Origin of the sequence: Rubrivirga sp. SAORIC476 (assembly GCF_002283555.1) — a bacterium.
Taxonomy (GTDB): domain Bacteria; phylum Bacteroidota; class Rhodothermia; order Rhodothermales; family Rubricoccaceae; genus Rubrivirga.
The window spans coordinates 634,040-660,764 of the sequence record NZ_MVOI01000006.1 but is presented as its reverse complement, the minus strand read 5'-3'; the positions used below and the strand labels follow the sequence as shown (position 1 = coordinate 660,764).

The 26,725-nt window shown below is 74.2% G+C and carries 19 protein-coding genes; 9 read left to right on the top strand and 10 right to left on the bottom strand.

What is annotated here, in order from left to right; genetic code table 11:
• Positions 1-7 precede the first annotated feature (7 nt).
• The 4 genes from B1759_RS14365 to B1759_RS19785 are packed head-to-tail and all read right to left on the bottom strand — an operon-like array spanning position 8 to position 6,301.
• Positions 8-2,521 carry a serine/threonine-protein kinase gene (locus tag B1759_RS14365; RefSeq protein WP_095515748.1) on the bottom strand — a complete coding sequence of 838 codons (2,514 nt, stop codon included), beginning with the start codon at positions 2,519-2,521 and terminating at the stop codon, positions 8-10.
• Between the two features lie 54 nt (positions 2,522-2,575).
• On the bottom strand, positions 2,576-5,230 hold the full coding sequence (locus tag B1759_RS14360) for a serine/threonine-protein kinase (protein WP_095515747.1): 2,655 nt from the start codon (positions 5,228-5,230) through the stop codon (positions 2,576-2,578).
• Positions 5,231-5,776 (bottom strand): ECF-type sigma factor, encoded by a 546-nt coding sequence (locus B1759_RS14355; protein WP_095515746.1) that lies wholly within the window; start codon positions 5,774-5,776, stop codon positions 5,231-5,233.
• A 51-nt stretch (positions 5,777-5,827) separates the two neighbouring features.
• Positions 5,828-6,301: an LCCL domain-containing protein gene (locus B1759_RS19785; RefSeq protein WP_158225277.1), complete on the bottom strand. Its 474-nt coding sequence runs from the start codon at positions 6,299-6,301 to the stop codon at positions 5,828-5,830.
• A 151-nt stretch (positions 6,302-6,452) separates the two neighbouring features.
• Here B1759_RS19785 and B1759_RS14345 point away from each other — a divergent pair, with 151 nt between their 5' ends.
• Both B1759_RS14345 and B1759_RS14340 read left to right on the top strand, forming a co-directional pair.
• On the top strand, positions 6,453-7,835 hold the full coding sequence (locus B1759_RS14345; protein ID WP_095515744.1) for an OmpA family protein: 1,383 nt from the start codon (positions 6,453-6,455) through the stop codon (positions 7,833-7,835).
• Between the two features lie 90 nt (positions 7,836-7,925).
• Positions 7,926-10,190, top strand: a complete 2,265-nt coding sequence (locus tag B1759_RS14340) for a hypothetical protein (RefSeq protein WP_095515743.1) — start codon at positions 7,926-7,928, stop codon at positions 10,188-10,190.
• Between the two features lie 6 nt (positions 10,191-10,196).
• Here the strand turns inward: B1759_RS14340 and B1759_RS14335 are convergent, their stop codons facing one another.
• Positions 10,197-10,505, bottom strand: a complete 309-nt coding sequence (locus B1759_RS14335) for a hypothetical protein (protein WP_095515742.1) — start codon at positions 10,503-10,505, stop codon at positions 10,197-10,199.
• 69 nt (positions 10,506-10,574) lie between these two features.
• Positions 10,575-11,672, bottom strand: a complete 1,098-nt coding sequence (locus B1759_RS14330; RefSeq protein ID WP_095515741.1) for a L,D-transpeptidase family protein — start codon at positions 11,670-11,672, stop codon at positions 10,575-10,577.
• Between the two features lie 104 nt (positions 11,673-11,776).
• On the opposite strand from B1759_RS14330, the gene B1759_RS19780 reads away from it, so the two are divergent.
• Positions 11,777-12,058 (top strand): hypothetical protein, encoded by a 282-nt coding sequence (locus B1759_RS19780; RefSeq protein WP_158225276.1) that lies wholly within the window; start codon positions 11,777-11,779, stop codon positions 12,056-12,058.
• Between the two features lie 212 nt (positions 12,059-12,270).
• A complete protein-coding gene (smc, locus tag B1759_RS14325) occupies positions 12,271-15,813 on the top strand; it encodes a chromosome segregation protein SMC (RefSeq protein WP_158225275.1) in 3,543 nt (1,180 codons plus the stop codon).
• 24 nt (positions 15,814-15,837) lie between these two features.
• Here the strand turns inward: smc and B1759_RS14320 are convergent, their stop codons facing one another.
• The gene (locus B1759_RS14320) at positions 15,838-16,323 is read right to left on the bottom strand and encodes a hypothetical protein (RefSeq protein WP_095515739.1); all 486 of its coding nucleotides are present in this window, start codon (positions 16,321-16,323) and stop codon (positions 15,838-15,840) included.
• Between the two features lie 165 nt (positions 16,324-16,488).
• On the opposite strand from B1759_RS14320, the gene B1759_RS14315 reads away from it, so the two are divergent.
• The gene (locus B1759_RS14315; RefSeq protein ID WP_095515738.1) at positions 16,489-18,216 is read left to right on the top strand and encodes a hypothetical protein; all 1,728 of its coding nucleotides are present in this window, start codon (positions 16,489-16,491) and stop codon (positions 18,214-18,216) included.
• Here the strand turns inward: B1759_RS14315 and B1759_RS14310 are convergent, their stop codons facing one another.
• Positions 18,217-18,942, bottom strand: coding sequence for an HAD family phosphatase (locus B1759_RS14310; RefSeq protein WP_095515737.1), 726 nt, complete (start codon positions 18,940-18,942; stop codon positions 18,217-18,219).
• Positions 18,943-19,074: 132 nt separating this feature from the next.
• Here B1759_RS14310 and B1759_RS14305 point away from each other — a divergent pair, with 132 nt between their 5' ends.
• Complete coding sequence (locus tag B1759_RS14305; RefSeq protein WP_095515736.1) at positions 19,075-20,634, top strand: acyl-CoA carboxylase subunit beta; 1,560 nt, start codon at positions 19,075-19,077, stop codon at positions 20,632-20,634.
• A 39-nt stretch (positions 20,635-20,673) separates the two neighbouring features.
• On the opposite strand, the gene B1759_RS14300 is transcribed toward B1759_RS14305, so the two are convergent.
• Positions 20,674-22,086, bottom strand: coding sequence for an alpha/beta fold hydrolase (locus B1759_RS14300; RefSeq protein ID WP_158225274.1), 1,413 nt, complete (start codon positions 22,084-22,086; stop codon positions 20,674-20,676).
• Positions 22,087-22,254: 168 nt separating this feature from the next.
• Between B1759_RS14300 and B1759_RS14295 the strand changes: the two genes are divergently transcribed.
• Positions 22,255-23,949: a histidine kinase gene (locus B1759_RS14295; protein WP_158225273.1), complete on the top strand. Its 1,695-nt coding sequence runs from the start codon at positions 22,255-22,257 to the stop codon at positions 23,947-23,949.
• Positions 23,949-24,647: a LytTR family DNA-binding domain-containing protein gene (locus B1759_RS14290; protein ID WP_095515733.1), complete on the top strand. Its 699-nt coding sequence runs from the start codon at positions 23,949-23,951 to the stop codon at positions 24,645-24,647. The genes B1759_RS14295 and B1759_RS14290 overlap by 1 nt, the downstream gene beginning before the upstream one ends.
• Here B1759_RS14290 and B1759_RS14285 read toward each other — a convergent pair.
• Positions 24,625-25,800 carry a DUF3410 domain-containing protein gene (locus tag B1759_RS14285; RefSeq protein ID WP_095515732.1) on the bottom strand — a complete coding sequence of 392 codons (1,176 nt, stop codon included), beginning with the start codon at positions 25,798-25,800 and terminating at the stop codon, positions 24,625-24,627. The genes B1759_RS14290 and B1759_RS14285 overlap by 23 nt on opposite strands.
• A 278-nt stretch (positions 25,801-26,078) precedes the next feature.
• On the opposite strand from B1759_RS14285, the gene B1759_RS14280 reads away from it, so the two are divergent.
• Complete coding sequence (locus tag B1759_RS14280) at positions 26,079-26,696, top strand: cell wall hydrolase (RefSeq protein ID WP_095515731.1); 618 nt, start codon at positions 26,079-26,081, stop codon at positions 26,694-26,696.
• The last annotated feature ends 29 nt before the right edge of the window (positions 26,697-26,725 follow it).

The following is a 26,725-nucleotide window of genomic DNA, read 5'->3' as shown; positions in this document are numbered from 1 at the left end:
GGCAGCGTCAGCGCGTGGACGTGAGCCGGGCGAGGCGGGCGCGCGACGTGTCGGTGCGCGGGTGGCCGGGTCCGTAGGCGGCTTCGAACAGGCGAAGCGCCTCGCGTTCGTGGCGGAGGGCCGCGGCGCGGTCGCCCTGGAGGGCGGCGATGTGGGCGACGTGCCCGTGCCCCGCCGCCGTGTACGGGTGGTCGGCGCCGAGCGTCGCGCGCTGGATGGCGAGGGCGCCGTCCGCGAGCCGACGTGCCTCGGACAGGCCGCCGCGCTCGCGGAGGACCAGGGCCACGTCGAGCATCTTGTTGGCGACGTAGGCGTGGTCGTCGCCGTAGAGCGCGCGCTGGAGGCGGAGGCCCTCCCGCGCGCTCGCCTCGGCGCCGTCGAGGTCGCCCGCGGCGCGCTGGTAGCGCGACAGCTCGCCGAGGGTGTTGCCGACCGTCGGGTGCCCCTCGCCGTAGAGCCGCCGGTTGGCGCGGTCCACCTCGGTCAGGATCTCGACCGCCTCCTCGGCCCGCCCCTGGTCGCCGATGGGCCACGCCATCTCGCGGCGGTTCATGATCACCTCGGGGTGCCCGCCCCCCAGCGCAGGCGTCAGGATGGCGAGCGCCTGACGGTAGCGCGCCTCCGACTCGGCGAACCGGCCCTCGTAGTAGTCGAGCACGCCGAGGTTGGCGAGCGTCCGCCCGATCTCCGGGTCGGTCGAAGTGACGGCACCGCGGAGAATCGTGAGCGCGGTCTCGTAGGTGCGGCGGGCGTCGGCGTAATCGCCCTGGCGGGCCCGCGTGATGCCGACGCGGTTGGTCCGCTCGGCGATCTCGCGGGCCGGGCGGCCGATCCGCTCGGCCAGGGCGAGCCCTTCGCGGTGGAGGGCCTCCGCCTCGGCGTAGTCGCCGACCCAGTAGCGGACCTCGGCAGCCTGGTAGAGGGCGTCCGCCAGAGCGCCGGGGTCGCCGTCGGCGCGGGCCTGGGCGAGGGCGGGGCCGAGGAGCGAGTCGGCGCGGGCGAAGGCGCCCTGCTGGGTGTAGATGCGGCCGAGCGCGACCTGGAGGCGGCTCCGCAGCGCGGGCTCCTCCCCCATCGACACGCCGAGGCGGACGGCCGCGGAGTCGAGCAGGGCGAGCGCCGTGAGCGTGTCGCCGCGCGCCACGTCCGGGTCGCCGCCGTCGAACAGGCCCACCAGCAGGTCGGTGACGGCTTCGGCGCGGTCGCGCTCCTCCGCGATCCGCCGGGCCTGCGTGGTCACGGTCGCGGCGTAGGCGACGAGCAGGACGGCCAGCCCGGCCGCGATCCCGACCCCGACGCGGTGCCGACGCACGAACGCGCCGACGCGGTAGCGGACCGACGCGGGGCGGGCCTCGACCGGCAGCCCATCGAGGTGTCGGCGGAGGTCGGCGGAGAACGCCTCGGCCGAGCCGTACCGGCGGTCGGGCTCTTTGCGGAGCGCCATCAGCACGATCCGGTCGAGGTCGCCCTGGAGGCGCTTGCGAAGCCGGCGCGGCTCCGTCCCGCGGGCCGACGCCAGCGCCGCGGCGTCGGCACCTGTGGTGACGATGGTGGACGGCTCGGTCGGGTCGGCGTCGAGCACGGCCCGCTCGATGGCTTGGCGGACCCGCCGGTCGAGTTGGTAGGGCCGCTGGCCGGTCAGCAGTTCGTAGAGCAGCACACCCAGGCCGTACACGTCGGTCGCCGTCGTCGCGGCGTCGCCGCGGACCTGCTCCGGCGCCGCGTAGGCGGGCGTCAGGATGCGCCGCTCGGGGGCCGTCAGGGCGATGGTGAAGTCCGCGTCGTCGTCCAGCAGCTTGGCGATGCCGAAGTCGAGCAGCTTGACCTGCCGCACGCCGTCCTCGCCCTGGGCGACGAGCACGTTGGACGGCTTCAGGTCCCGGTGGACGACCAGCCGCCGGTGGGCGTAGGCGACGGCGTCGCACACGTCCTGAAAGAGGGCCAGCCGCTCGTTGACGGACAGCTGGCGCCGGTCGGCGAACGCCGTGATGGGCTCGCCGTCGACGTATTCGAGCGCGAGGTAGGGGCGGCCGTCGGGCGCCGTCCCGCCGTCGAGCACGCGCGCGATGCCGGGGTGCTCCAGCCGCGCGAGCAGGTGCCGCTCGGCCCGAAAGCGTGCCACGAGGTCGTCGGCCAGGCCAGGGCGGACCAGCTTGATGGCGGCGCGCTGTGCGAACGTCCCGTCGTCGCGCTCGGCGAGGTAGACGGTCCCCATGCCCCCCTTCCCCACCTCACGGACCAACCGCCACGGGCCGACGCGCTCGGGGACGCCCGCCATCGGGTCGTCGGGCACGCCGAGCCCGCCGCCGGTGAGGTCGTGGAAGAACCCGTCGGCGCCGGTGTCGAGGGCCAGCATCCGGTCGACCTCCTCGCGGAGCGCGCGGTCGGGGGTGCCGTCGGCGTCGCGGCAGGCGGCGTCGAGGAAGGCGGCGCGGTCGGCGCGGGGCAGGTCGGCGGCGCGGTCGAAGAGGTCCTCGACCCGCGCCCAGCGGTCGGCGGTCATGAGGAATGGGCGGCCCATCGGAGACGCACGCGACGGGCCGTGGCAGTCTACGCCCCTCGCCGGCTCTGACCCTCAGCGTCCTGCGCGGCGCCACCCCTCCGCCTCGGCCAGCCCCTCGTCGTCGGCGGGGAGGGTCGAGCGGAGGTGTGCCAGCCCGGCGTCCAGTTCGCGGACGCCCTCGGCCCGGCGTCCCTGGCCGATGAGCGAGCGCCCCAGCCGCGCCCGCGCGTGCCCGTGGATGGGGTCGTCCTCCGGGAAGGACCGGGCAGCGAGCCGGAGGGCGGCTCGGGCGTGGCGCTCGGCGTCGGCGAAGCGCCCGCGGTCGGCGTCGACGGACGCCAGCGCGACGTAAGGGATGGCGCGGTACGGGTGGGTGTCGGGGAGCGACGCCTCGAAGGCGGTCGCGGCACGGCCGTACGTGGCGGAGGCCTGGTCCAGCCGTCTCGCCCGCCGCAGCACGCCCGCCAGCTGGTTAAACGAGATCGCCGCCTCGACGCTGAGCGGCCCGTCCCGGGCGAGCCGCTGGTCGAGGACGGCCCGGTGCTCCGCCTCCGCCTCGGCGTAGCGGTCGAGGCCCGCGAGCGTCGTCGCGAGGTTTGCGCGGACGGTGAGGGTGGTCGGGTGGCTGGGCCCGAGCCGGTCGTGGGCGAGCGCTGCCGCCTCCCGTTCGAGCGCGAGCGCCTGCTCGGGGGCTCCGGCCGCCTCGGCCGCGGTAGCCGCGTTCGCCAGCACCGAGATCAGGTTCGCGCTGTCGTCGGGGCGCTCGGCGCGGGCGATCTCGGCCGCCTCCCGGGCCGCCTCCCAGGCCGCGGCGGCGTCCCCACGCTGGCCGAGGATGAGCGCGTGGATCATGAGCGCCGTCGCCAGGTCCGCCTCGGGCCGGTGGCGCCGGGCGATGGACACCCCGCGGGCTGCGAGTCGCTCGGCGTCCTCGATCTCTCCCTCGTCCTTCACGAACGTCGCCAGGTCGATGGCCGCCTCGCCGGTCTCCCGGGCCGTCGCGCCGTGGACTCGCTCGGAGCGCATTAGCGCGCGGCGCAGGAGCGTGTCGGCGCGTGCCCGGTCGGCGGGTGTGTCGGCGGTCTCCCCGAGGTGGGCGCCCTCGTCGCGCAGCGCCCGGATGGTCCGCGCGTCGTCGGGGCCGAAGGCGGCGGTGGCGAGGCGGCGGTTGGTCGCGAAGACGTCCGCCGCGAGCGAGTCCGCGCCGATGCCCGCCAGCGAGCCCCCGATGGAGGCCAGGAGGCGGAACCGCGCCTCGGGGTCGGCGGCGAGGTCCGCCTCGACGCGTCGGGCAGAGGCGTGGAGGGCGTCCCCGAGCGGCGTCGCCGCGGTGAGTCGGTCGGCGTCGTCGGCGTAGGGGTTGGCCTCGGTGAAGAGCGTCTCCAGCACGTCCGCGAACCGCTCGGCGCGGTCCCGCTCGGTGGCGATGCGCGCCCGCTGGGCCGTCGCCGTGGCGGCCCACCCGGCGAGTCCCAGCACGCCCAGCACCGCCGCCGCCACGGCCCCGCGGTGGCGACGCACGAACCGCCCGACCCGGTACGCGACCGACGCCGGCCGGGCCTCCACCGGCAGCCCCTCCAGGTGGCGCCGCACATCGCGCCCGAGGGCCTCGGCCGACGCATACCGCCGCGCGGGCTCCTTGCGGAGCGCGACCTGAGCGATCCGGTCGAGGTCGCCACGGAGGCGCCGGTGGAGCCGGTCCGGACGCGTCGCCCGAGCCTCCGCGATGGCGTCGGGCGTGGTCGCCGGGGGGTGTCCCTTCGGCGACACGGTCGTCTGGCGGACGGCCACGCTGGGGTCGGTCGGCCGCTCGTCCAGCACGACCCGCGCCGCCTCGGCGGCGAGACGGGACGGGAGCCGGAAGGGTCGCTGCCCGGCGAGCAGTTCGTAGAGGAGCACGCCGAGCGCATACACGTCGGTGGCTGTCGTCGGGAGGTCGCCGCGGAGTTGCTCGGGGGCGGCGTATTCCGGAGTGAGCGCGTGCAGGACCGTCCGCGTCGCGTCGCGCTCATCGTCCAGCAGGCGAGCGACGCCGAAGTCGAGCAGCGTCACACGCGGGCCGTCCGGCGTGTTGGAGACGAGCACGTTGGCCGGCTTCAGGTCCCGGTGGACGACCAGCCGCCGGTGGGCGTAGGCGACGGCGTCGCACACGGCTTCGAACAGCGCCAGCCGCGCGTCCACGCCGAGGCGGTGGCGGTCGCAGTAGGTCGTGATCGGCTCCCCCTCCACGAGGTCCATCGCGAGGTACGGCCGCCCGTCGCTGGCGGTCCCTCCGTCCAGCAACCGGGCGATGCCGGGGTGGTCGAGCCCGGCCAGGATGCGCCGTTCGGCGTGGAAGCGAGCCACGAGCCCCGGCGCGAGCCCGGGCTGCACCAGCTTGACGGCCGCCTGCTGCGCGAAGCCGCCGGGGGCGTCCGCGTCGGCGCGCTCGGCGCGGTAGACCTCGCCCATCCCGCCGCGGCCCAGCAGACGACCGAGGCGCCACGGCCCGGCCCGCTCGGGCGGACGCGCGGTGAGTTCCTCGGCGACGTCGGCGAGGTGGAGGGCGGCATCGGCGAAGAAGGCGTCGGCCTGGGCGTCGGCGGCCAGCATGGCCTCCACCTCGGCGCGCATCCCGGCATCCGGGCAGGCGCGGGCGAGGAAGGCCGCCCGGTCGCCCGGCGGCAGGTCGACGGCCTCGGCAAACACCGCATCGACCTGCTGGCGGCGGTCCGGGGGCGCGGGCATCTAGTCGTCGCGGAGGGTCTGGAAGAGGCGGACACGGGCCGCGCGCCACGTCCGCTCGACGGTGCGCGGCGAGACGGCGAGGGCGCCGGCCGTCTCCTCGACGGTCAGGCCGCCGAAGAAGCGGCACTCGACGACGGCGGCGGCGCGGGCGTCCACCTCAGCCAGCCGGTCGAGGGCCTCGTCGAGGGCGAGCAGGTCGGGCGCGGGGCCCTCGCCGACGAGCGTCTCGCGGAGTGCGACGTGCTCGACGCCGCCGCCGCGCTTGACGGCGAGGCGGCGCCGGGCATCGTCCACGACGACGTGGCGCATGGCCTTGGCGGCGATGGCGAGGAAGTGCGCCCGGCTCTCCGCCGCGGCCCCCTCGGCGAGCCGCAGGAAGGCCTCGTGGACGAGCGCCGTCGTGTTGAGGGTCGCCGACGCGCGCCCGCGTCGGACGCGTCCGGCGAGCCTGCGGAGTTCGTCGTAGGTCGCCTCGAAGAGGGCCGCCGCCGCGGACGCGTCTCCCTGCCGGGAGGCGGTGAGCAGGGCGTCGAGGGAGTCGGGCACGCGCGGAGGTCCGGGTGAGGCCGGAACCTACCGCGCGAGCCCGGGGACGGCCTACCGCGCGCCGAGGACGACGAACCCGCCGCCCTCGTACGACGGCCAGTCTACCGTGGACACCGCGTTCCGGGTGTAGCCGCCGGGGAAGGTGTCCGCCTCGGGGCGGACCTCGACGTATAGCCGCCCGCCGGTGCGCGGGATGGCGCCCGCGAAGACGCCGGCCCAGCACACGCGGGAGTCGTCGGTGAAGAGGCCGCGGCCGTCCGCGCCGCCGCCGTAGACGGCGCCCGCGCCGCTCGGGGGCGTCTCGTTCGGATCGCCCTGACAGTCGAAGGCGACGATGTCGCCGTTTCGGCCCCGGTAGTCGGAGACCTGGGTGTCCCAGTCGGCAGCGCCGTGGAGCACGTCGTACTCGAAGGTCTGGGCGGGGGGCGTGCTCGGCGTGGGCGTGCCCGGCAGGGAGCGGACGGCGTCGGAGGCGGCGGAGCATCCGACGAGGACGAGGAGGCAGAGGAGGGTCAGGAATCGCATGGGGTGGGCCTGGGGGCCGGTTGGGAGATGGGGTCCCCCTCCCCTTCGCAATCCGCGCCCCGTTCCCGCCACGGAGGGCCAGCGGGTATGGTGACGGCTCGTCCCGCAGGATCGCGTAGTGGGGGCGACCTCCCCCAGTCCACCTGATCTCATGATTCGCTTCCTGCTTCTCCTGCTTCTGTCTCTCACCGTCGCCGAGACCGCCGACGCCCAGATCTGGCGCCGCGCCCGTGACGCCGCCCGCCGTGGGGCCGAGCGCGCCGTCGAACGGCAGGCCGAGGACCGCGCCCGCCGCGCCACCGAGGCCGCCATCGACGGGATGTTCGATGCAGGCGAGAACGCCGTCCGGTGCGTGTTCACCGATCAAGCCTGCATCGACGACGCCCAGTCGCGCGGCGAGGACGTGGTGCTGACCGACGCCGACGGCGCGCCGGTCGACCGCTCCGGCGCGCCCGTCGGCGAGGGCAACGCATCCGACGCCGTCGTCCGGTCCGCCTCGGGTGGCGGGGCGGCGGCCCCGGCCAGCGCCCGCCCCGGCGAGGGCGCCTGGGCCAACTACGACTTCGTGCCCGGCGAGCGCCCGCTGTTCGTCGAGGACTTCGAGTCCGACCTGGTCGGCAACGTGCCCCGGCGCGTGACCTTCCACGACGGCGTGATGGAGGTCGTCGAAGAGAACGGCAACCAGATGCTCCGCTTCGGCAACGCGAGCGCCATCGCGCTGCCCCTCCCGGAGGTCTTGCCCGAGCGGTTCACGATCGAGTTCGACCTGTACCACGGCGACAACTGGAACTACACCGTCCTCGGCACGGGCCCGCTGACCGACCCCGACGACGACTTCCACACCTTCCACGGCGACCTGAAGAACCACACCGCGGCCGAGTTCCGCGTCGGGAGCTTCTTCCAGACCGGCGTCTCGTCCGACGACGGCGGCTCGTCGCTCCAGAATCAGAGTGCCCACGAGGAGGCCATGGTGCCCGTCCGCATCGCCGTGGACGGCAGCTACGTCAAGATGTACATCGGCACGGAGCGCGTCGCGAACGTCCCCAACGCCGACGTGCAGCGCACCGACCGCATCCTCTGGGCCGTCGCGGGCGAGGTCGCGGCCATCGACGATGGCTACAACGGGCCGATCCTGGTCGACAACATCCGCGTGGCCGCGGGCGGGCGCGAGATCCTCTACGACAAGCTCCAGGCCGACGGCCGCGTGGCGCTCGGCGGCATCCTGTTCGACACCGCCTCGGCGCGGCTCCGGCCGGAGTCCACCCCGACGCTCCGCGACCTGCAGCGGATGCTGGACCAGAACAGCGCCGTCCGCCTGCGCATCGAGGGCCACACCGACGACACGGGCTCGGCGGACGCCAACCGGCGCCTCAGCCAGGAGCGCGCGGCCGCCGTCGCGGCGTGGCTGACCAGCCAGGGCATTGACGGCGCGCGCCTGGAGGCCGTCGGGATGGGTCCCGACCAGCCTGCGGCAGGCAACGACACGCCCGAGGGCCGCGCGCAGAACCGCCGCGTGGAGGTGGTGCTGCTCTGATCGTCCCACGGCGCGCACGAGCCGGCCTCGCCGCGCCGCCCTCTTGCCCGCCTCGGTCCCGAGGCGGGTGCCCTCGCGCCTCTCCCGTCCATGCGTCGCCTGCTCCCCTTCCTCGCCCTCCTCGTCGCCGCGCCCGTCTCGGCGCAGTGGTCGCTCGCCCCGTGGAGCGTCCGCATCAGCACCCGCGAGGTCCCGGCCGACCGGGCGGCGTGGGTCTCCGAGACGCTGGTCGCCGCAGGCACGTGGTATCGCGACCTCGGCTTCCGCGCGCCCACACTCACCCGCAGCGCCGACCGCTACGTCGTGGAGGTGGTCGGGCAGGTGGCGACGAAGTGCGAGAAGGAGCTCGGTTCGTACAACTACGTGTCCCTCTCGTTGTGTTCGGGCATGTTCCGGATGCCGTCGGGAGAGCTCATCGACCCGGCGACGGTCGGCCGGGCCGATCTGGAGGCGGCGAACCGGCTCTCGACGCCGGTCCACGAGCTGTTCCACGCCGTCCAGGAGACGACGCTCGCCCCGTACGACGCGGAAGCCGAGGCGCACGGCTGGATCGTGGAGGGCACCGCGACGGCGGCGGAGTACGCCTGGAACCAGCACCTCCACGGCGACTTCGGGATGACCGGCCGGCCCGACCTCTCGCTGCCGCTGACCAGCACGCTCACGGCCAACATCTACCCGCTGGGTCACTTCTGGTACCGCGTGGGTGAGATGCTCGTGCCGAGGGGCACGTCGGCGCTGGCGCCGCTGCGGTTCGTGTTCGAGCAGTCGGCCGGCTGGGAGGAGGCCGGCGTCGCGGCCGTGGACGCGGGGCTGCGGGCAGCAGCGGTGCACTTCGGAGCGCCACGCGCGTACGCGAACGGCCTGTACGACCTCGTCCCCCGGTACCTCGCCGAGCACACCGACGAGCGCTACTTCTCGACCGTGCCCACGCTGGAGTTGGACGCCCCGGCGGTCCACGACGTCGAGGGGACGCTGCTGCCCCTCGCCTCGACCGCGATGCAGGTGCGCGTGAACGTGGACGAGGCGCGCCTGACGGTCCGCGGCATCCCGGTTCGCTTCACGCTGGAGGCGCTCGACGGCGGCGCGCTCGGCGACGCCCGCGACCCGCTCCACCTCGTCGTCGGCGAGAGCGTGGCCGGGCGGCCCGCCCTCGCCTCGACGCCGTTCACCCACGTCGTCCAGGTGTTCTCCGACACGACGCTGCTGGTCCGCGTAGCGAACGTGGCCGAGGAGGCCGCCGCGACCGGTCCCGCCATGTTCACGGTACGCATCGAGGCGGAAGGCTTCTACGGCGAGGCCGTCACCGACGGGGCCGCCCCGTCTCTCTCCGCCCCGCGCCCTGACGCCGCACGCCCCGACGGCGACCGCCTCGGCGAGTCCATCGACGCCGGCGGGGCCCTCCCCCCCGGCTTCAGCGTCCGCGGCCCCGGCCCGTGGGCGTGCGAGGGCGGCGGGCGCTCACAGGCCGTCTTCGACCTGATGACGCCCGACGAGGTGGGCCGCGACCTCGACCGGGCGGTTCCGGAGATGGTGCAGGACATGGAGGACATGATCGACGACGTCGAGGTGACGCTCAGGCGGCTGGAGCGGCAGGGCATGGCGGCCGGGATCACACCCGAGCAGATGGCCCAGCTCCGCCAGCAGATGGACACCGAGATGGCCCGCGCCCGGGTCGAGGCCGAGCCGGACATCGCCGCCGCGGCCGACGAGGCCCGCGCCGAGCGCATGACGCGCCTGATGGCCACCTTCGTCGGGCAGACCGGCGGCACAGAGTGCCAGATGACGCTCAACGCGCTCCTCTCCGGGCGCGAGGGCGGCGCCCAGATCCTCGCCGGGGCCGTCGACGAGGACCTCTACCCGGAGGACGAGGTGCCCGAGTTCGGCGTGATGGTCTTCCCGCAGGCGTTCCTCGACGGCATGCGGGCGGGCGTCAGCAGCGGATCCATGGCGACGCCGGGGACGCTTCCGGCCGGGCTCCGGGAGGCCGCCGAGGCGATGGGCGGCTGGGAGGTCTGCACGATGACCGCACAAGAGGCGGCCGAGGAGCGCGAGATGGCCCGGGGCTCCGACTGTCCGGCGGTGACCTGCACGGCGGGCCAGCTGGTGCTGGAGGAGGCCGCCCAGGGGCGGATCGCGGGCTCGTTCCAGTTCGAGGTGCTCCGGTGGCCCGAGACCTCGTCGAGCGGCTGCGCGGTCCCCGAGGCGCGCGGCACGGTCGTCGGGCACTTCAACGTGGCCTCCACCGACGACGGCTACGACGACAACAGCCTGGCGGGCGTCAACCTGGGCAGCATCCGCAGCGGTCTCGTCCCAATCGTCCCCGGCACCCCGATCCTCGACCTCGGCGTCGAGTAGGCGGCGTCAGTTGGCGAACAGCGGCGGCCCGTCGCCCTCGATGACCGTCACGTCCTGGACGGCGAACCAGCCCTCGCCCTCCGTCCCGGCGGAGTTGGTGTAGGGCACCTCCTCGCCGTCCGGCCCGCGGCCGGGGACGATGTCGAGGACGTAGACGAGGTCCTTCTTGATGTCGCGCCCGGCGGCGTCCTGCCCGACGGTCACGCCCGGCGACACGTCGGCGACGCGGCCTTCGATGGCGCCGAGGAGGTGGCCCTCGCGGGTGTAGAGGTGCACGCGGACGCGCTTGCCGACGAGGGAGTAGTCGGTGGCCATGACGGGGCGGAGGGGAGTCCGCAAGGTCGCACACGGGGACGAGTCCGGCCGCCTCGGGGCCGGGGTGGGCTACCCCAGCAGGCCGTAGGGGTCGCGGCCGAACCAGACGGCGCCGTCGTCGTCGGCCCAGGCGGGGAGGTAGGCGATCACGACCGGGACGCGGGTCGCGAGGTCCACCTGCGACTGGGTGCCGGACTCCATCGCGGCCCGCACCTCGGCCTCGTCCCAGCCGAGGAGCCAGGCCCCCATCGCGGCGGGCTGCTCCAGGCGCACGCACCCGTGGCTCAGCGCCCGCTCGTCGCGCGCGAAGAAGCCCTTCGCGGGCGTGTCGTGGAGGTAGATGTTGTTGGCGTTCGGAAACATGATCTTCAGCAGGCCGAGCGCGTTGGCTGGCCCGGCGCCCTGCCGGATGAGCAGGTGGCCGTCGACGAGCCGCTGGAGGTTCTCCGGCGTCATCGGGTGGATCTCGGCGTCGGCGCTGAAGCTGCGGACGAGTTCGTAGCCCTCGGCGGCGAGCGCGTCGGCGCCCTTCGGGACCAACTCGTTGATCGCGATGGAGGTCGGGACGTTCCAGTACGGCCGGAAGACGAGGTACTCGATCTCGTCGCGGAAGGTGGGCGTGCGCCAGCCGTCGGCGTCGGCCCCGACGACGGTCTTCATGGTGATCACCTCGCGGCCGTTCTCGAAGCCGCGCACGCGGTACTCGGGCAGGTTGACGAGCACGAAGCGGCCGGACGTGGGCAGGTCGAGGGCGGGGAGCCGCTCGACGGCCTGGGCGATGCGGCGGGCACGCTCGGCGGCCGGGACGTTGAGGGCGACGCGCGTGTTGGGCCCGAGGATGCCGTCGGAGGCGAGGCCGAGGCGGGCCTGGGTGGCGGCGAGGGCGGCGGCGAGGGCCGGGTCGAGCGTGTCGCCGGTGGGCGCGGCAGCCCCGAGGGCGCCCTCGGCCTGGAGGCGGCGGCGGAGCAGGGGCACCTGCGTGGCGTCGGTGCCGCCGGGGTAGACGAGCGGGCCGACCTCCGGGATCGTCGGCCAGCCGCCCGCCTGGGCGACGGCGCGGTACCGGTCGAGCGCGTCCGCCAGCCGGGCGGCGGGGTTCGGCGACACGGCCTGCGCGGACGGCGCGGCGAGCACGAGGAGGACGGCGAGGGCGGTCAGACGAGCCATGGGGGGACGCTCAGGGAGACGCCACAACGTACGGGCGCCGACGCTCGCGCCCGAACCCTCCCGCTCCTCGGTGGTTCACAGAGCCTCTTCCATCCCCTCCTCTCATGCATCCCGACCAGTCCACGCCCGACGACCACCGCTACGTCGCCTCCGACAGCCAGGCGCCCACCCCGCACGCCCCCGAGCAGGAGCAGGCCGACGACGCCATCGACCCGGACGGGGACGCTGCGCCCGCTGCCGCGGAGGTCGAGGACGGCGCCCGCGTCGCCGAGGCGGGCAACGCCTACGTCGGCCGCACGATGGACGACGACCTGAAGTCCAGCCCCCGCGTCACCGATGGCGACGAGGCCGTCGACGAGGACCCGACGACGGCGATCGACGACTGAGGCCGTCCTCGTGTGAAGACGGTCGGCCGCTGTCACGAATCCGTTCTTCGCCCGTAGGACGCACGCAAGGGACGCTGCTGTGCGGGATCGCTCAGCGGCCGAGGCGCGGGGGCCGTGGTGGGACCTCGCGCCTCTCCCTTTGGGGGCGTCGGCCGCGACCGGTGGCGCCGCGAACACGGACGGTATCTTCGGGGCCCGTTCCCCGGCCCCGCGTGTACCTCAGTCGGCTCGATCTCCACGGCTTCAAGAGCTTCGCCCAGAAGACGACCGTGGACTTCTCCCCGGGCGTGACGGCCATCGTCGGGCCGAACGGGTGCGGCAAGTCGAACGTGATCGACGCGGTCCGCTGGGTGCTCGGCGAGCAGCGGTCGCGGCTGCTCCGGAGCGAGTCGATGGCGGGCGTCATCTTCAACGGCTCGTCGGGGAAGAAGCCGCTGGGCATGGCCGAGGTCTCGCTGACGGTGGAGAACACGCGCGGCGTGCTGCCGACCGAGTTCTCGGAGGTGACGGTCACGCGGCGCCTCTACCGCAACGGCGACTCGGACTACCTGCTGAACGGCACCGTCTGCCGCCTGCGCGACATCCTGGACCTGTTCATGGACACCGGCATGGGCGCCGGGGCGTACTCCGTGATCGAGCTGTCGATGGTCGAGGACATCCTGTCGGAGAACGCAGGCGACCGGCGCCGGCTGTTCGAGGAGGCCGCGGGCGTGACCAAGTACAAGCGCCGCCGCGCGCAGGCGCTCAAGCGGCTGGAGGCGACGCAGTCCGACCTGACCCGCCTCGACGACATCATCGAGGAGGTCGAGAAGCAGGTGCGCTCGCTGAGCCGACAGGCGCAGAAGGCGGCGCGGCACGAGCGGCTGGCCACGCGGCTGCGGCGGCTGGAGCTGGCGATGGCGGCCCACGACGTGGAGCGGCTCCAGGCCGAGCGCGACGCGCTGGAGGCGACCGTCCGCACGCGGGGCACCGAGGCGGAGGGCCTGGGCGCACAGGTGGCGGCGGGCGAAGCCCAGATCGAGCAGGCGCGGACGGCCCTCGTGGGCCTCGAACAGAACATGGCGTCGGCCGCGCGGGCGCTCCAGGCGCACGCCGAGACCGTCCAGGCGCTGGAGGCCGAGATCCGGCTGGGCGACGAGCGCCAGCAGGCGGGGCGCCGCGCGCTCGACCGCATCGCCCGCGAGCGCGACGCCGACGCGGCCCGCGCCGAGGACGCCGCTGCGGACGAAGCCGACGCCGAGAGCCGGATCGAGACCGCCGAGGCGACGCTCGCCGAGCGCGACGCCGCCCTCCTCGTGGCCGACGGCGAGCGCGTCGAGGCCCGCGACGCCGCCGAGGCGACCCGGCAGGCCGCGCAGTCGGCTCGGGCGAGCGCTGCGGAGGCGCTGTCCGCCCTGCGCGACGCCGAGCGGGCCGTCGAGCGCGCCCGCGACCGCCGCACCCTGCTGACCGCCGAGGCCGAGCGGGTCGAGGCCGAACGCGCCACCCTGGCGTCCGCCCCGGAGGCCCAGCCCGACCACGCCCGCCTCGACGCCGCCGAGGCCGACCTCCAGGCCGCGTCCGAGGCCGTCAACACCGCTGTCGCGGCCCGCGACGCCGCCCGCTCGGCCTTCGAGGCCGCCGACGCCGAGCGGCAGTCGGCCCGGTCTGCCGCTCGCGCCGCGAAGGCCGAGGCCGACCTGCTGCAGGCGCTCGTCGAGGCCGGGCCGGAAGGCGACGGCGCGGTCGCCTTCCTCGCCGCCCACCCCGAGGTGAACGCGCCGCCGCTGGCCGAACTCGTCGGCGCCGACGAGGCGGACCGGCTCGCGCTGGACGCGGCGCTCGGCGCCTGGACCGAGGCCCTGGTCGTCCCCGACGACGACGCGGCGGACGCGGCCATCGGGCGGCTCCGCGCCGCCGAGCGCGGCCGGGCGACCTTCCTCGTCCTCTCGCGCGTCGGCAAGACGCAGACGGAGCGGTCGCCCGCGCCTCCGGGCTCGACGCCCGCGCTGGCACTCGCCAAAGCGGATGCGCGCCTTCAGCCGCTCCTCCAGGCGCTGCTGGGCAACACGTTCGTGGTCGGCTCGCTGATGGAGGCGCGGGCGCTGCGCGACACCTACCCCGTCGCCCGGTTCGTGACCCGCGAGGGCGCGTGGACGGATGCGAGCGGCGCCGTCCACGGCGGCTCGGCGACGCCGTCCGAGGGCGCGGGGCGCTTCGGCGTCCGCGAGCGGCTGGCAGACGCGGCCGAGGCGCTGGCCGAGGCCGAGCGTGTCCGCGACGCGGCCGAGACCGCCGCCGAGGCAGCCCGCGCCGCCCGCGACGCCGCTGAGCAGGCGCGTCGGCAGGCCGAGCAGGCACGCGACGCCGCCCGCACCGCCCGCGACGCGGCACGCGACGCCGTGACCCGCGCGGACGCCCAGGCGTCCGCGCGAGACGCCCAGGCCGCCCGCCTCGGCGCCCGCGCCGACGAGCTCCGCCAGCAGATCGAGGCCCTGCCGGAGGCGGATGCGCTGGAGGACGAGGCATCGGCTCGGCGGCTCGCCGCGTCCGACGCCGAAGCCCGCCAGGCCCGCGCCGACGCCGCGCTGGACGCGGCTTCGGCCGCCCGCCAGACCGCCGAGGCCGCGTGGAGCGACGCCCGCCTTGCCCACGCCCGCGCCCAGTCGGCCGCGCAGGCCGCCCGCGACGCGCGGGACCGCGCCCGCGCCATCCGCGCCGACATCGCCCGCCGGCAGGCCGACCGCGACGCCGAGGCGGAGCGCCTCGCGGCCGAGATCGCGGAGACCGGGGCCGCCGCCGAGACCGTCACCGCCCGCCTCGACGCCGAACGCCGCCGCACCGACGCCCTCCAGACGACCGCCTCCGACGCCGAGACGGCCGTCCTCCAGGGCCGCGCCCGCATCGCCGACGCCGAGCGCGGCCTGCGCGAGCTCCGCCAGCAGCGCGAAGTCGCCGCGACGGCCCGCGCCGACGCGGAGCGCCGCCTCGCCGAGGTCGCCACCCGGCAGGAGACGACCCTGGAGCGGCTTCAGGAGGAGCACGGCGCCGACCTCGACGACGCCAACGAGGAACTCGACCGCCTCCAGGCCGAGGAGCTGTTCCAGCCCGAGACCGCCCGCGCCGAGATCCCGGACCTGCGGCGCAAGATCCGCGACCTCGGCGCCGTCAACGCGCTCGCGCTGGAGAGCTACGAGGAGGAGCAGGAGCGCCTCGCCTTCCTCCAGGGCCAGCGCACCGACCTCGCCGACGCCGAGGCGTCGCTCCTCGAAACCATCCGCGAGATCAACGAGACCGCCCGCGCGCGCTTCGACGAGACGTTCTCCCAGGTCCGCGAGGCGTTCCAGAAGATCTTCGCCGACCTCTTCGGCGGCGACGCCACGGCCGACGTCACGCTCGACGGCGACGACCCGCTGGAGGCGCCCGTCTCGATCACGGCCCGCCCGAAGGGCAAGCGGCCCGTCTCGCTGACCCAACTCTCCGGCGGTGAGAAGACGCTCACCGCGACCGCGCTCCTGTTCGCGATCTACCTCGTCAAGCCGTCGCCGTTCTGCATCCTCGACGAGGTCGACGCGCCGCTCGACGACGCCAACGTGGGCCGCTTCATGCGCCTCATCCGCTCCTTCGCCGACTCGACGCAGTTCATCCTCGTCACCCACAACAAGCTGACGATGGAGGCTGCCGACCGCATGTACGGCGTGACGATGCCGACGCCTGGCATCAGCCGCCTCGTCGGCGTCCGGTTCGACGAAGAGGAGACGGCCGTCGAGGCCTAGCCCGGTCCCCCCGGGCGGGCTCGGTCAGCGCGGCACCTCCACCTCGGCACACGTCTGGGCGTGGACGCCGACCTCCTTGACCGCCCCGCCGACGACCTCGACGCGGAGGCACCCGTAGCGCCGGTCGTAGAGCCGCGCGCCGTCCTCGACGCGCTCGGGCGTCCCGAACGTCGCATCCGCCTGGGCAGCCGACGAGCCGAGCACGGCAGCCGGGACGGTCCTCCCCGCGAAGTCCTCGCGCGCCTCGATGAAGTCGCGGTGGGTGTAGGCGTAGAAGTCGTGGTCGAGGTAGAAGACGCCGCCACCGAAGTTGTAGAGCCCCCCCTCCTCGGTCTCGCCCGTGGCGCACGGGAAGGCGGCCTGGAACGCGGCGGGTGAGGCCGTCGGGGCGACGCCGCTGAGCGTGCCGCGCTCCAGGTCCAGCACGAGGCCGTCGCAGGACGGCGCGCGAGGCGGCCCCGCGCACCCGGCCACGGCGATCAGGAGCAGGGAAAGAAGGGCGAGTCGCATGGGGTCAGGCAAGGAGACGGAGAGCCGGTCGTTCGGCTCGCGTCCCAGAACCTATCGCGGCCCGCACCGCTCGCCCTCCCCGACGCCGGGGACCCGAGACGAGGACGCTCGGGGGAACGGCCGCCCCCCGTCCGGACGTAGCTTCACCCCCCCTCCACGCCCGCCATGACCGACGCCGCGCTCGACGCCACCGCCGAGGCCCTCACCCGCCGGGCCCTCGCCGAGGTCCCCGCCGACCGGCCGCGCGGCGCCGCCGACCTGGCTCCGCTCCCAGCGCCACTGGTGACCCTCCTCCAGGCCCGCCTCGGCGCCGCCGTGGACGCCGCCGCCCCGGGGTCGTCGGCGTGGCTCGACGCCGAGGCCATCCGCGAGGCCACCGAGGTGTGGAAGGAGACCGCCCGCGCCGCCGTTCACATCCCGGCCGACGTCTGGCCGGAGGCCGTCCGCGAGGCGGCGGGACTGGCGCTGGCCCACCTCATCCGCCCGGCCGACACGCTCGCAGCGGTCGCCTTCGCTGGCGGCCGGGCGTCGCTGCCCATCCAGATCGCGCTGGACCGCGTCCGCGCCTTCGGGCCGTACCCGTACCTCCCGCAGATCGCCGCCCGCTACGCCGACCGCAAGGATCTCGGCGCCATCGACCGAGTCAGCCTGGAGCAGCTCTTCCGCCGGATCGACCGCCGCATGGTGTCCACGTTCGGCCCCGACGACTGGACGACGCTCCTCGGGCCGCTGTTCGCGCTCGTCGGCCCGGTCGGCAGCCCCGCGGGGTCGGTCCCGACCTCACTTCTGCGCCCGCTCTTCGAGGCCAAGGGCGTCGACGCCCTGGCGGCGGAGTTGGACGGGATCGACGCGATCACCTCGGCTGACCTCCACGCGCTCCTCGCCCGCACGCTCGTCCCGACCGACGATGGCGCCCGCGGGCGTCAGGTCGCCACCCACCCGCCCCACCTGACGGCGCCCCCGGTCCCGCCCATCGCCGAGGGGGTCCGTCCGCCGACCATCGGGTCGAAGTACCTCGCGCCGGAGTTCGACGCGGTGGACGAGTCCGAAGTCCTCGGCCCGCCGGTGCCTGCGGGGTCGCACGACGCTCCCGCGACCGACGCTCCCGGAAGGACCGACGACCATCGCCAGGAGCCCCTCTCTCAAGCCGACGCGATGGAGGAGGTCCGCGATGCCGTCGCCGAACCGCTCGCCGAGCCCGACGAGGCGCCGGGCTCGAACCCGCTCATCACGCCCGAGGCGGTCGCCCCCCCGGTGACGCCGCCGGCCAGCGCGTCGTTCATCTTCCCCGAGGAGGAACCCGACGAGTCGCCCGAGGCGGCCGAGCCCGTCGCGGCACGCCCCCCTGCCCCGCTCCCCGACCTGCCTCCGGCGACCGCCTCCCCGACCGAACGCTCCGAGCCCGAGTCGCCGAGTCCCGAGGCGCCTTCGGCCCAGCCCCTCGACGACGACAACGACGACGAGCCGCTCTGGAAACACCTCGTCCGAGAGCGGGCCGACGACACCCCGCTCCCTCCCACGCCTGCCTCCGACGATGAGGAGCCGCTCTGGAAACGGTTCGCCCAGTCCGACCTCGCCGCCAAGCTCCCCTCTCCTCCCCCGCTCTCGGCGCCTGTGGGCGAGACGGGCGAGAGCCCGGCGCTCGACACGCTGGAGACCCGCGTCCTGGGCGACGGCGCACGCGAGCGCCGCGACACTTTCGTCACTGAGCTGTTCGACGGTTCGCCGAGCGCCTACCACCGAACGCTCGACCGCATCGACCGCTCGGCGAACTACACCGAGGCGACGGGCATCATCTCGTCGGACATCCTGCGCGCCCACTCGGTCAACCCGTACACCGAGAGCATGGTCGCGTTCATCGACGCGGTCCAGGACCACTTCGACCGGCGGTAGCTACACCGCCTCGGCGCGTCGGCGGACGACCTCAGCGAGGACGTCTGGGGCGAGGACGGAGGTGGCCGGGAGCGCACCTGCCCCGACGAGCGCCTGGATGCCCTCGCGGGTGAGCGCGTCCGGCACGGCGAGCACGGGCAACTCGGCAGCGACGGCAGCGCGGACGCCCGCCGGAGAGTCCTCGATGGCCAGCGACCGCGCCGGGTGGGCCGACGCTCGGCTGAGCGCGAGACGATAGCCCTCCGGGTCGGGCTTCGTCTTCACCACGTCGTCGGCTGTGATGATGTCGTCGAACGCATCGCCGAGGCCGAGGGCGGCGAGCACGAGCCCGGCGTTCTGCCGCCCGCTGGTGGTCACGAGCGCGACGTGCCGGGCCAGTGCGTGGGCCTCCCGCACCAGCGTCGCCGCAGGCCGGGCGTGGGCGCGGACGAGGTCGCCGTCGGCCAGCATCGCGCGGTAGTGCTCCAGCCGCAGGCCGACGTAGCTCTCCCAGGGCGCGACGGCCGGGTCGTGCGCTCGCGCGGCCGCCTCCAGGTCGAACCGATCGAGCAGCATCTGGGAGATCTCGCGCCGCGAGAAGCCGATGCAGTCGGCGTAGGCCGTCTCGACGGTCGCGGGGTCGAGGTCGGGGCGGAGGCGGTGTGCCGCCCAGGCGTAGGATTTCGCCTTGAGGTCCTCGGTGTCGGCGAGGGTGCCGTCGAGGTCGAAGGCGAGGAGGTCGAGCATGGGGAGGCGAGGGGCGTGCGGCAAGATGGCTCCGTGCGAGCGCGGGCGCTCGTCCTTCCGACCGTCGACTGGGCGGGCGGCCGAAGGCGGCGGAGCGGCGGCGGTAGCTTTCGGCCCTCCCTCTGCCGACCGATGTCCGACCCGACCGCCGACGCCCTCTACGCCGACCTCGACGCCCGCCGCGCCGAATCCCGCGAGGGCGGAGGCGAGGCCCGCGTCGCCCGCCAGCACGACAAGGGCAAGCTGACCGCCCGCGAGCGCATTGAGATCCTGCTCGACCCCGGCTCGTTCGTCGAGACCGGCGCGTTCGTCCGCCACCAGGCGACGGGCTTCGGGCTGGAGGACTCCCGGCCGTACGGTGACGGCGTCGTGACCGGCTGGGGCACCATCGACGGGCGGACGGTGACCGTCTACTCGCAGGACTTCACCGTCTTCGGCGGCTCGCTGGGACTCGCCCACGCTGAGAAGATCGTCCGCCTGATGGAGCTGGCGCTGGAGAACGGCTACCCGGTGATCGGGCTCAACGACTCGGGCGGGGCGCGCATCCAGGAAGGCGTCGCGGCGCTGGGCGGCTACGCCGACATCTTCCTGCAGAACACCCTGGCGTCCGGCGTCGTGCCCCAGATCTCGGCGGTCCTCGGGCCGTGCGCGGGCGGCGCGGTCTACTCCCCCGCGATCACCGACTTCGTGTTCATGGCGCGCGGGACGAGCTACATGTTCGTGACCGGACCGAACGTGGTCAAGACCGTCACCAACGAGGAGGTGACGCAGGAGGAACTGGGCGGCGCCGACACGCACGCCAGCAAGTCGGGCGTCTGCCACCGCGCGTTCGCCAACGAGGGCGCCCTGCTGATGGGCATCCGCGAGCTGATGGCCTACCTGCCCTCCAACTGCGAGGACGCCCCGCCGACGGCCGCCACCAGCGACCCCGCCGACCGGGCCGACCTCGAGTTGGACGCGCTCGTGCCGACCAACCCGAACAAGCCGTACGACATCCACGAGGTCATCCGGCGCGTCGTGGACGGGGGCACGTTCTTCGAGATCCACCCCGACTTCGCTGCCAACATCGTGGTCGGCTTCGCCCGCCTCGGCGGCAAGAGCGTCGGGGTCGTGGCGAACCAGCCGGCCGTGCTGGCGGGCGTGCTCGACATCGACGCCTCCGTCAAGGGCGCGCGGTTCGTGCGCTTCTGCGACGCGTTCGGGATCCCGCTGGTCGTCTTCGAGGACGTGCCGGGCTTCCTGCCGGGCACCGACCAGGAGTGGAACGGCATCATCCGCCACGGCGCCAAGCTGCTCTACGCCTTCTGCGAGGCGACCGTGCCCAAGCTGACCGTCATCACGCGCAAGGCCTACGGCGGCGCCTACGACGTGATGAACTCGAAGCACATCCGCGCCGACCTCAACCTGGCGTGGCCGACGGCCGAGATCGCGGTCATGGGGCCGAAGGGCGCCGTCGAGATCATCCGCAAGCGCGAGATCGCGGCGGCCGACGACCCCGCCGCCGCCGAGGCCCAGTTCACGGAGGAGTACCGCCAGCACTTCGCCAATCCCTACGTCGCCGCCGAGCGCGGCTATGTGGACGACGTGATCCGCCCGTCGGAGACCCGAGGCCGGCTCATCCGCGCGCTGACCATGTTGGCGAACAAGGTCCAGACGCTACCGCGCAAGAAGCACGGCAACCTGCCGCTGTAGCCCGCCTCGGTGCGGCCCCGAGGCGGACGGGCCGGACGGTCACTCGGCCATCGGGATCGTCTCGGTCGGCACCATCGCGCCGCCGAAGAACGTCCGCATCCGTTCCAGGATGACGGGCGAGCCGAGGAAGAGCGGGTCCGAGTGCCCGGCCCCGTCGATCACGAGGTGGGCGTGGCGCGAGAACCCGGCGCGGACCTCGTCGGCGTTGCTCGCCGGCGTCCGCCCGTCCAGCGTGCCGCTGATGAACAGCGTCGGCACGTCCGACACGACCGGCTGGCGGAAAGCGGGACCGAGGTCGGGCACCCGGAGCACTGCGCCGAGGATGGGACCGGGAACGTTGATGGCGTCGCCCAGCACCGTCCGCCGCGCCTCGCTCGCGATCCGAGCCCGGCGCAGGAGCGAGGCCCCGGAGGCCGCGTCCATCGCCGACGACATCGCGCCGATCGGAGCGGGGGCCTTGAGGTAGACGAGCCACGGCGCCACGCCCGAGAAGTCGTCCGCCCGCATGGCCGCGAACAGCGCCGGGAGTTGCATCGAGAGTTCCGGCCCGCCGAGGAGGTTGGCCGCGAGCCACTGCACCTCGAACGCGCCGACGCCGACCGCGACGGCCTCGCCCTCGACCTCGGTCTCGACCGTCACGGGGTCGGTCCGAAGCCGGTCGAGGACGGCCTCCATGTCGGCGAGGAGCGACGGCGCCTCCGGATTCTGGACCCGGTTGCGGCGGTCGATCTCGACCAGTAAGGCCTGCTGGTCGGACGGCAGCTTGAGCGTGTGATCGGGCCCCTCGACGCCTGCGAGCACGGCCCGCGCGATGAACTCGGGGTGGCGCCGGATCGTCGAGAGCGCGAGGTGCGTGCCATAGCTGATCGCCCAGAGCGAGATCTGGTCCGCGCCCAGCGCCTCTCGCAGCGCGTCCAGGTCGTCGGCACTCTCCTCGGTGTTGTAGGCGCCCAGGTCCACGCCGAGGCGGCGCCAGTGGGCCAGGCACGCCCGGGTGGCGTCGGCATAGGCGTCGGCGACGGCCTCCCGCGGGGTCGCGTCGAGCGACAGCGTGACCTGGTGCGGGCACTCGGGGGGGCCTTCTGAAAGGCCCGTGCCCCGCTGGTCGAACGCGATCACGTCGGCGACCTCGCGGAGCGACTGGAAGAGGTCGAAGCGCGTGCCCCGCGCCGTCCCGATTCCCGACCCGCCGGGGCCGCCCGCGAGGTAGACGATGGGCGGGCCCGGCGTCGGGCTCGTGCTCGGGAAGCGGACGAAGGTGAGTTCGAGGGTCCGCCCGTCCGCCCGCGCCCGGTTCTCCGGGACGTGGAATCGTCCGAGTTCGGCCTCGACGGACCGCCCGTCGCCAGCCTCGAACAGGTACGGCTCGACGGTGAGGGGCGGGGCGGACTGAGCAGTGGCCGACGCGGACGCGAGTACGGCCAGGGTGAGGAGCAGGAAGGAACGAAGCATGGGAGCGCGGGGGACGAAGTGAACAGGAGGCTGGATCGGCCTGCCCGCCTCACGGCCCCCTGCCCGAATGGGATACACGCCCACGGGTGAACGGCTCGCCTGCCGCGTGAACGACTCACACAACCTCGACACGCGGCGTAGGATGGACACATGACGTCGCCCCGCTCTGTGCCCCTCCGCCTCGCCGCGTTCGTCGTGCTGGCCCTGCTCTCCGGTGCGGGCCGCGCGCAAGAGGTGACCCCAATCCATGAGGTGCGTGTCCGCCTGGGCGACGACGCGCGTTGGGCGCGGCCCGGCTGGGACGACGCCGACTGGCTCGTTCGGTCGGTTTCTGCCCCTCCCGACACCCAGGCCGTCTTCTGGGTCCGGACGCAGGTCGCCCTCGACCCTGGCGCGGCTCCGCTCGGCATCGCGGTATATGCCGTCGCGGCCCGCGAGGTGTACTGGGACGGTGTCCGGATCGGGCAGAGCGGCCAGGTCGGGACGACGCGGGCGGGCGAGGTGCCGGGGCCGATCGACGCCGTCTACGCCGTGCCCGACTCCCTCGCAGGCTCAGGCACGCACACCCTCGCCCTGCGCATGTCGACGTTCCGGCGCCCCGCCAGCGTTCGCGGGTATGTCCATGGCATGACCGTGGGCGACCTCCCGACCCTGGCGGCGCTCTCCGCCCGCGGCTCTCTGCTCGCGCTCGTGTTCCTGGGCGGGTTCGTGCTCGTCGCCCTCTACTACGGCGTGCTCTGGGCGGTTGACCGACGGCGAACGCCGTACCTGCTGGTGGCGGTGCTGTGCCTGGCGGTCGCGGCGCTGCTCGCGGCGGAGAGCTGGCGCTGGGTCGTCGGCTACACGTACGACCTCCACCTGCTGCGCCTGCTGGCCGTGACCGGGCTGACGAGCATCGTCGCCCTGCTCCTGCCGATGGTGTTTCTCGTCCAGTTTCAGGTCCCGCGGCGATGGCGCGTCGTGGGGCTGCTGGCCCTCGCGGTCGGGCTCGCGCTGCTGTCTCCGGGTGGGTACGACACGAAGGCGCTGCTCGTCTTCTGGGTCGCGCTCCCGTCCGCCCTGGGCATCACGGCGTGGGCCGCCCGACGCCGTCGGCCCGGCGCGTGGCTCGGTCTGGTGGGCGTGGCGGTCTGCCTGCTGGCGCTGCTCGCGACCGGCTACCGGTTCATGGACACGGCCTTCTTCCCGGCCTTCGGCGTGCTCCTCGCCGGGCTGCTGGCGTCGCTCGGGTTGCAGTCCCGGGACGAGCGGCGACGCTACGAGGTGGCACGCGCCGAGGCGGCACGGTTGGAGGCCGAGCTCCTCAAGACGCACCTCCAGCCCCACTTCCTGATGAACACGCTGACCTCGGTGATGGAGTGGATCGAGACCGACCCGGCCACCGGCGTCCGCGTGCTGGAGGCGCTGGCCGACGAACTCCGGATGCTGGCGGATGTCTCGGGCGAGCCCCTCATCCCGATGGCCCGCGAACTCGCCCTGTGCCGGGCTCACCTCGACGTGATGGGCTTCCGCCGCGAAGTCCGCTTCGACCTCGACGCCGACAGTGTGGACGGCACCGCGCCGATCCCTCCGGCGGTGATCCACACGCTGCTCGAGAACGCCATCACGCACAACGCCTACGCCGACGGCACGGTGCGCTTTCGGCTCCGAGAGGACCGGGCAGGGACCACGCGGCGGTACACCCTCACCACGCCCCTCGCCGACCTCGACGCCCCCTCCAGACCGGAGCGAGGGGGTCTCGGCTACGTCCGCGCGCGTCTGGCGGAGAGCGTCTCCGGGCCGTGGACGCTGGCTTCGGCGGTGGAAGGTGACGCCTGGGTCACGCGGCTCGACCTTCCGGTTCTCCCTCCGCTGTCGGCCTGATGCGCATCCTCATCGTCGAAGACGAGCCCGTCGTGGCCCGACGCCTGGAACGCCTCCTCCGTCAGGAGGCGGGCGACGAGATCGCCCAGGTGACCGCGTGCCGCGACCTCGCCTCGGCGCAGGCCCACCTCGCCGAGGCCGACGTCGACGTGGTCTTTCTCGATCTCAACCTCAACGGACGCGATGGCTTCGACCTGCTGACGGCGTCCGTCGCGGGTGCCTTCCACACGGTCGTGGTGTCGGCCCACACCGACCGGGCGCTCCAGGCCTTCGAGATCGGCGTGCTCGACTTCGTGGGCAAGCCGTTCGGTGTGGACCGACTGCGGACCACCCTGGAGCGGCTCCGCGGCGTGCGGCGCGCCGAGCACGCCGCGGCCGTCCTGGCCGTGCGTGGGGTGGGGCGGATCGACCTGATCCCGGTCGCGGACGTGGCCTACGTGGAGGCGGCCGGGTCCTACGCCGAGCTCGTCCTTCGCGATGGCACCCGGCGCGTCCACGACAAGTCGCTCGACCGACTGCTCGCCGTGCTGCCGCCCGCGTTCGAGCGCGTCCACCGCTCCTTCCTCCTCCGCATCGACGAGGTCGTCCGGCTGACCGTCCGCGCGGGGAGCCGGTATACGGCCGTCCTTGCATCGGGCGAGGAGATCCCCGTGGGACGAACGCGCTACAAGACGCTCAAAGCCCGCTTGCTAGGCTGAGGCGCATCCCCAGCCCCTCCGACACCGCCGTCTGCACCGCCTCCGGGATCGGGCCGCGGACCGTGTAGCGATCCATCTCGCGGCGGACGGGGTAGGTCTTGCGCAATGCGGCGAAGGCGGCGGCGCGGCGGTCCCCAGTGGTCCCGGCCAGCGCAGCCCGGAAGCGGGCGTCGTCACCGCGGATGTCGGCGGCCTGGCGAGCGAGGGCGTCGAGCCAAGCGGTCGGGTCCGGCACCCCCCCGGAAGAATCTGTGACCTCGGCGACGAGATGGGCAGAGTCGCCGAGGCGCTCTGCCGGGCGGCCGAGGCCGGCCCAGGCATACAGCGCGGCGGCGATCATGGCGGTGCCGCGGTGCTTGCCGTCGAGCGCGTAGCCCGCGATGTGCGGCGTCCCGAGCGCGACCGCGTCGACCAGCGCCGGGTCGGGCTGCGGCTCGTTGGGCCACACGTCGAGGACGACCGGGCGGCTGGCGGCCAGCGCGAACGCAGCCTCGGGCGTGACGACGCGCCCGCGGGCGGCGTTGACGAGCCACGCGTGGGGGCGCAGCCGGTCCGCCTCGGCGATCAGGCCGAGGGTGGGCCACGGGCTCTGAGCGGGCGTGGTCAGCGGTGTGTGGAGTGAGACGATGTCCGACTGGTCGAGCACGTCGCCGAGGGAGTGGTAGTCGTGGTCCGCATGCCCCGCTGCCGCGCGGGGCGGGTCGCAGGCCAGCACGTCCAGCCCAAGAGCCGCCGCCCGCCGTGCCAGCCGCCCTCCGACCTCCCCGAGGCCGACGATGCCGAGCGTCCGCCCGGCCAGCGTCTCACCGCGGTGTGCCGCGACGGCGAGCAGCGCGGCCAGCACGTAGTCCACGACCGAGGCCGCGTTGGAGCCCGGCGCCGACGCGAACGCGATGCCGAGCCCCGCGAGGGCGTCCTCATCGACGTGGTCCACGCCCGCCGTCGCGGTGCCGACGAACCGCACGGGCGTCCCTTCCACCAGCGCCGCGTCCACCCGCGTGACGCTCCGGACGACGAGCGCGTCCACCTCGGCCAGGGCGTCGCGGGTGATGGCGTGCCCAGGTATCGTGCGCACGCTTCCCAGAGGTCCGAAGGCCGTCTCGGCGTCCGGGATGTTGGCGTCGACGAGGAGGCGGAGACCGGAGGACGGCATGGCGGAGTGTCCAGTGAGAGAGTCAGAGCGGTGTCCACGGCGGACGCCACTCGGCAGCGAGCGGTAGCCATAACACCGCGTCTAGGGCGCCCGAGACCCCCAGGGCCTGTGAAAAGACCGTTTGGGCACACGGTTTGGAGCGCGCCAGGACGTTGGATTCCCCGTGTCCTCCTCACTTCGCACCGCCTCTACTGCGCCTCCGCTACGCCTTCACGATTCCGGCCGGGTTCTCGCGTTGAACCCCACTCGTCGGACTCAGGCTCACCCACCGGACACGCATGCGCACTGCTCTCAGGAAGACTGCCACGGGACTCACGGTCGTCATCGCTGGCTCGCTGCCACTCCTCGGCCTCTTCTACACGATCCACGCCACCACCACCGACACCACCCCGGTGCCGGTGATGCTCGTCTCTGACGCGCCGCCGGCCTTCGACCTCGACGCCGTCACCGACGACGTGCTGTGGCTGGCCCGGTGCATCTACTCGGAGACGAAGCGCGCCGAGGAGCAGGAGCTCGTCGCCTGGGTGATCCGCAACCGTGTCGAGACCGGCTATCGCGGGGTCACGACGTACGAGGGCACCGTCCTCGACCCGTACCAGTTCAGCGCCTTCAACCCCGGCAGCCCGAAGCGGCGCCTGTACACGTCGCTGGCGCCCTCCACGGATTCGCCCGCCTTCGTCCAGGCCCTGGAGGTCGCCCACGCGGTCTACCACGCCGATGCGTCGGAGCGCCCCTTCCCGAAGCGGACGCGCCACTTCTACAGCGAGCGCTCGATGGTGGGAGGCCGCGCCCCGAACTGGTCGACGGGCCATGCGCCCGTCAACCCGACCGGCTACCGCGTCGACCCGCGCCGCTTCCGGTTCTACTCCGGTGTCGCGGCGGCGCTGCATCTATAGGCGACTCCGGATCCCCGGCTGAGGGGGCG

Excerpts from the sequence above, each read along its gene's own strand:
- B1759_RS14365 (WP_095515748.1), bottom strand. The coding sequence starts at position 2,521 with ATGGGCCGCCCATTCCTCATGACCGCCGACCGCTGGGCGCGGGTCGAG.
- B1759_RS14360 (WP_095515747.1), bottom strand. The coding sequence starts at position 5,230 with ATGCCCGCGCCCCCGGACCGCCGCCAGCAGGTCGATGCGGTGTTTGCC.
- B1759_RS19785 (WP_158225277.1), bottom strand. The coding sequence starts at position 6,301 with ATGCGATTCCTGACCCTCCTCTGCCTCCTCGTCCTCGTCGGATGCTCC.
- B1759_RS14345 (WP_095515744.1), top strand. The coding sequence starts at position 6,453 with ATGATTCGCTTCCTGCTTCTCCTGCTTCTGTCTCTCACCGTCGCCGAG.
- B1759_RS14340 (WP_095515743.1), top strand. The coding sequence starts at position 7,926 with ATGCGTCGCCTGCTCCCCTTCCTCGCCCTCCTCGTCGCCGCGCCCGTC.
- B1759_RS14335 (WP_095515742.1), bottom strand. The coding sequence starts at position 10,505 with ATGGCCACCGACTACTCCCTCGTCGGCAAGCGCGTCCGCGTGCACCTC.
- B1759_RS14330 (WP_095515741.1), bottom strand. The coding sequence starts at position 11,672 with ATGGCTCGTCTGACCGCCCTCGCCGTCCTCCTCGTGCTCGCCGCGCCG.
- B1759_RS19780 (WP_158225276.1), top strand. The coding sequence starts at position 11,777 with ATGCATCCCGACCAGTCCACGCCCGACGACCACCGCTACGTCGCCTCC.
- B1759_RS14320 (WP_095515739.1), bottom strand. The coding sequence starts at position 16,323 with ATGCGACTCGCCCTTCTTTCCCTGCTCCTGATCGCCGTGGCCGGGTGC.
- B1759_RS14315 (WP_095515738.1), top strand. The coding sequence starts at position 16,489 with ATGACCGACGCCGCGCTCGACGCCACCGCCGAGGCCCTCACCCGCCGG.
- B1759_RS14310 (WP_095515737.1), bottom strand. The coding sequence starts at position 18,942 with ATGCTCGACCTCCTCGCCTTCGACCTCGACGGCACCCTCGCCGACACC.
- B1759_RS14305 (WP_095515736.1), top strand. The coding sequence starts at position 19,075 with ATGTCCGACCCGACCGCCGACGCCCTCTACGCCGACCTCGACGCCCGC.
- B1759_RS14300 (WP_158225274.1), bottom strand. The coding sequence starts at position 22,086 with ATGCTTCGTTCCTTCCTGCTCCTCACCCTGGCCGTACTCGCGTCCGCG.
- B1759_RS14290 (WP_095515733.1), top strand. The coding sequence starts at position 23,949 with ATGCGCATCCTCATCGTCGAAGACGAGCCCGTCGTGGCCCGACGCCTG.
- B1759_RS14285 (WP_095515732.1), bottom strand. The coding sequence starts at position 25,800 with ATGCCGTCCTCCGGTCTCCGCCTCCTCGTCGACGCCAACATCCCGGAC.
- B1759_RS14280 (WP_095515731.1), top strand. The coding sequence starts at position 26,079 with ATGCGCACTGCTCTCAGGAAGACTGCCACGGGACTCACGGTCGTCATC.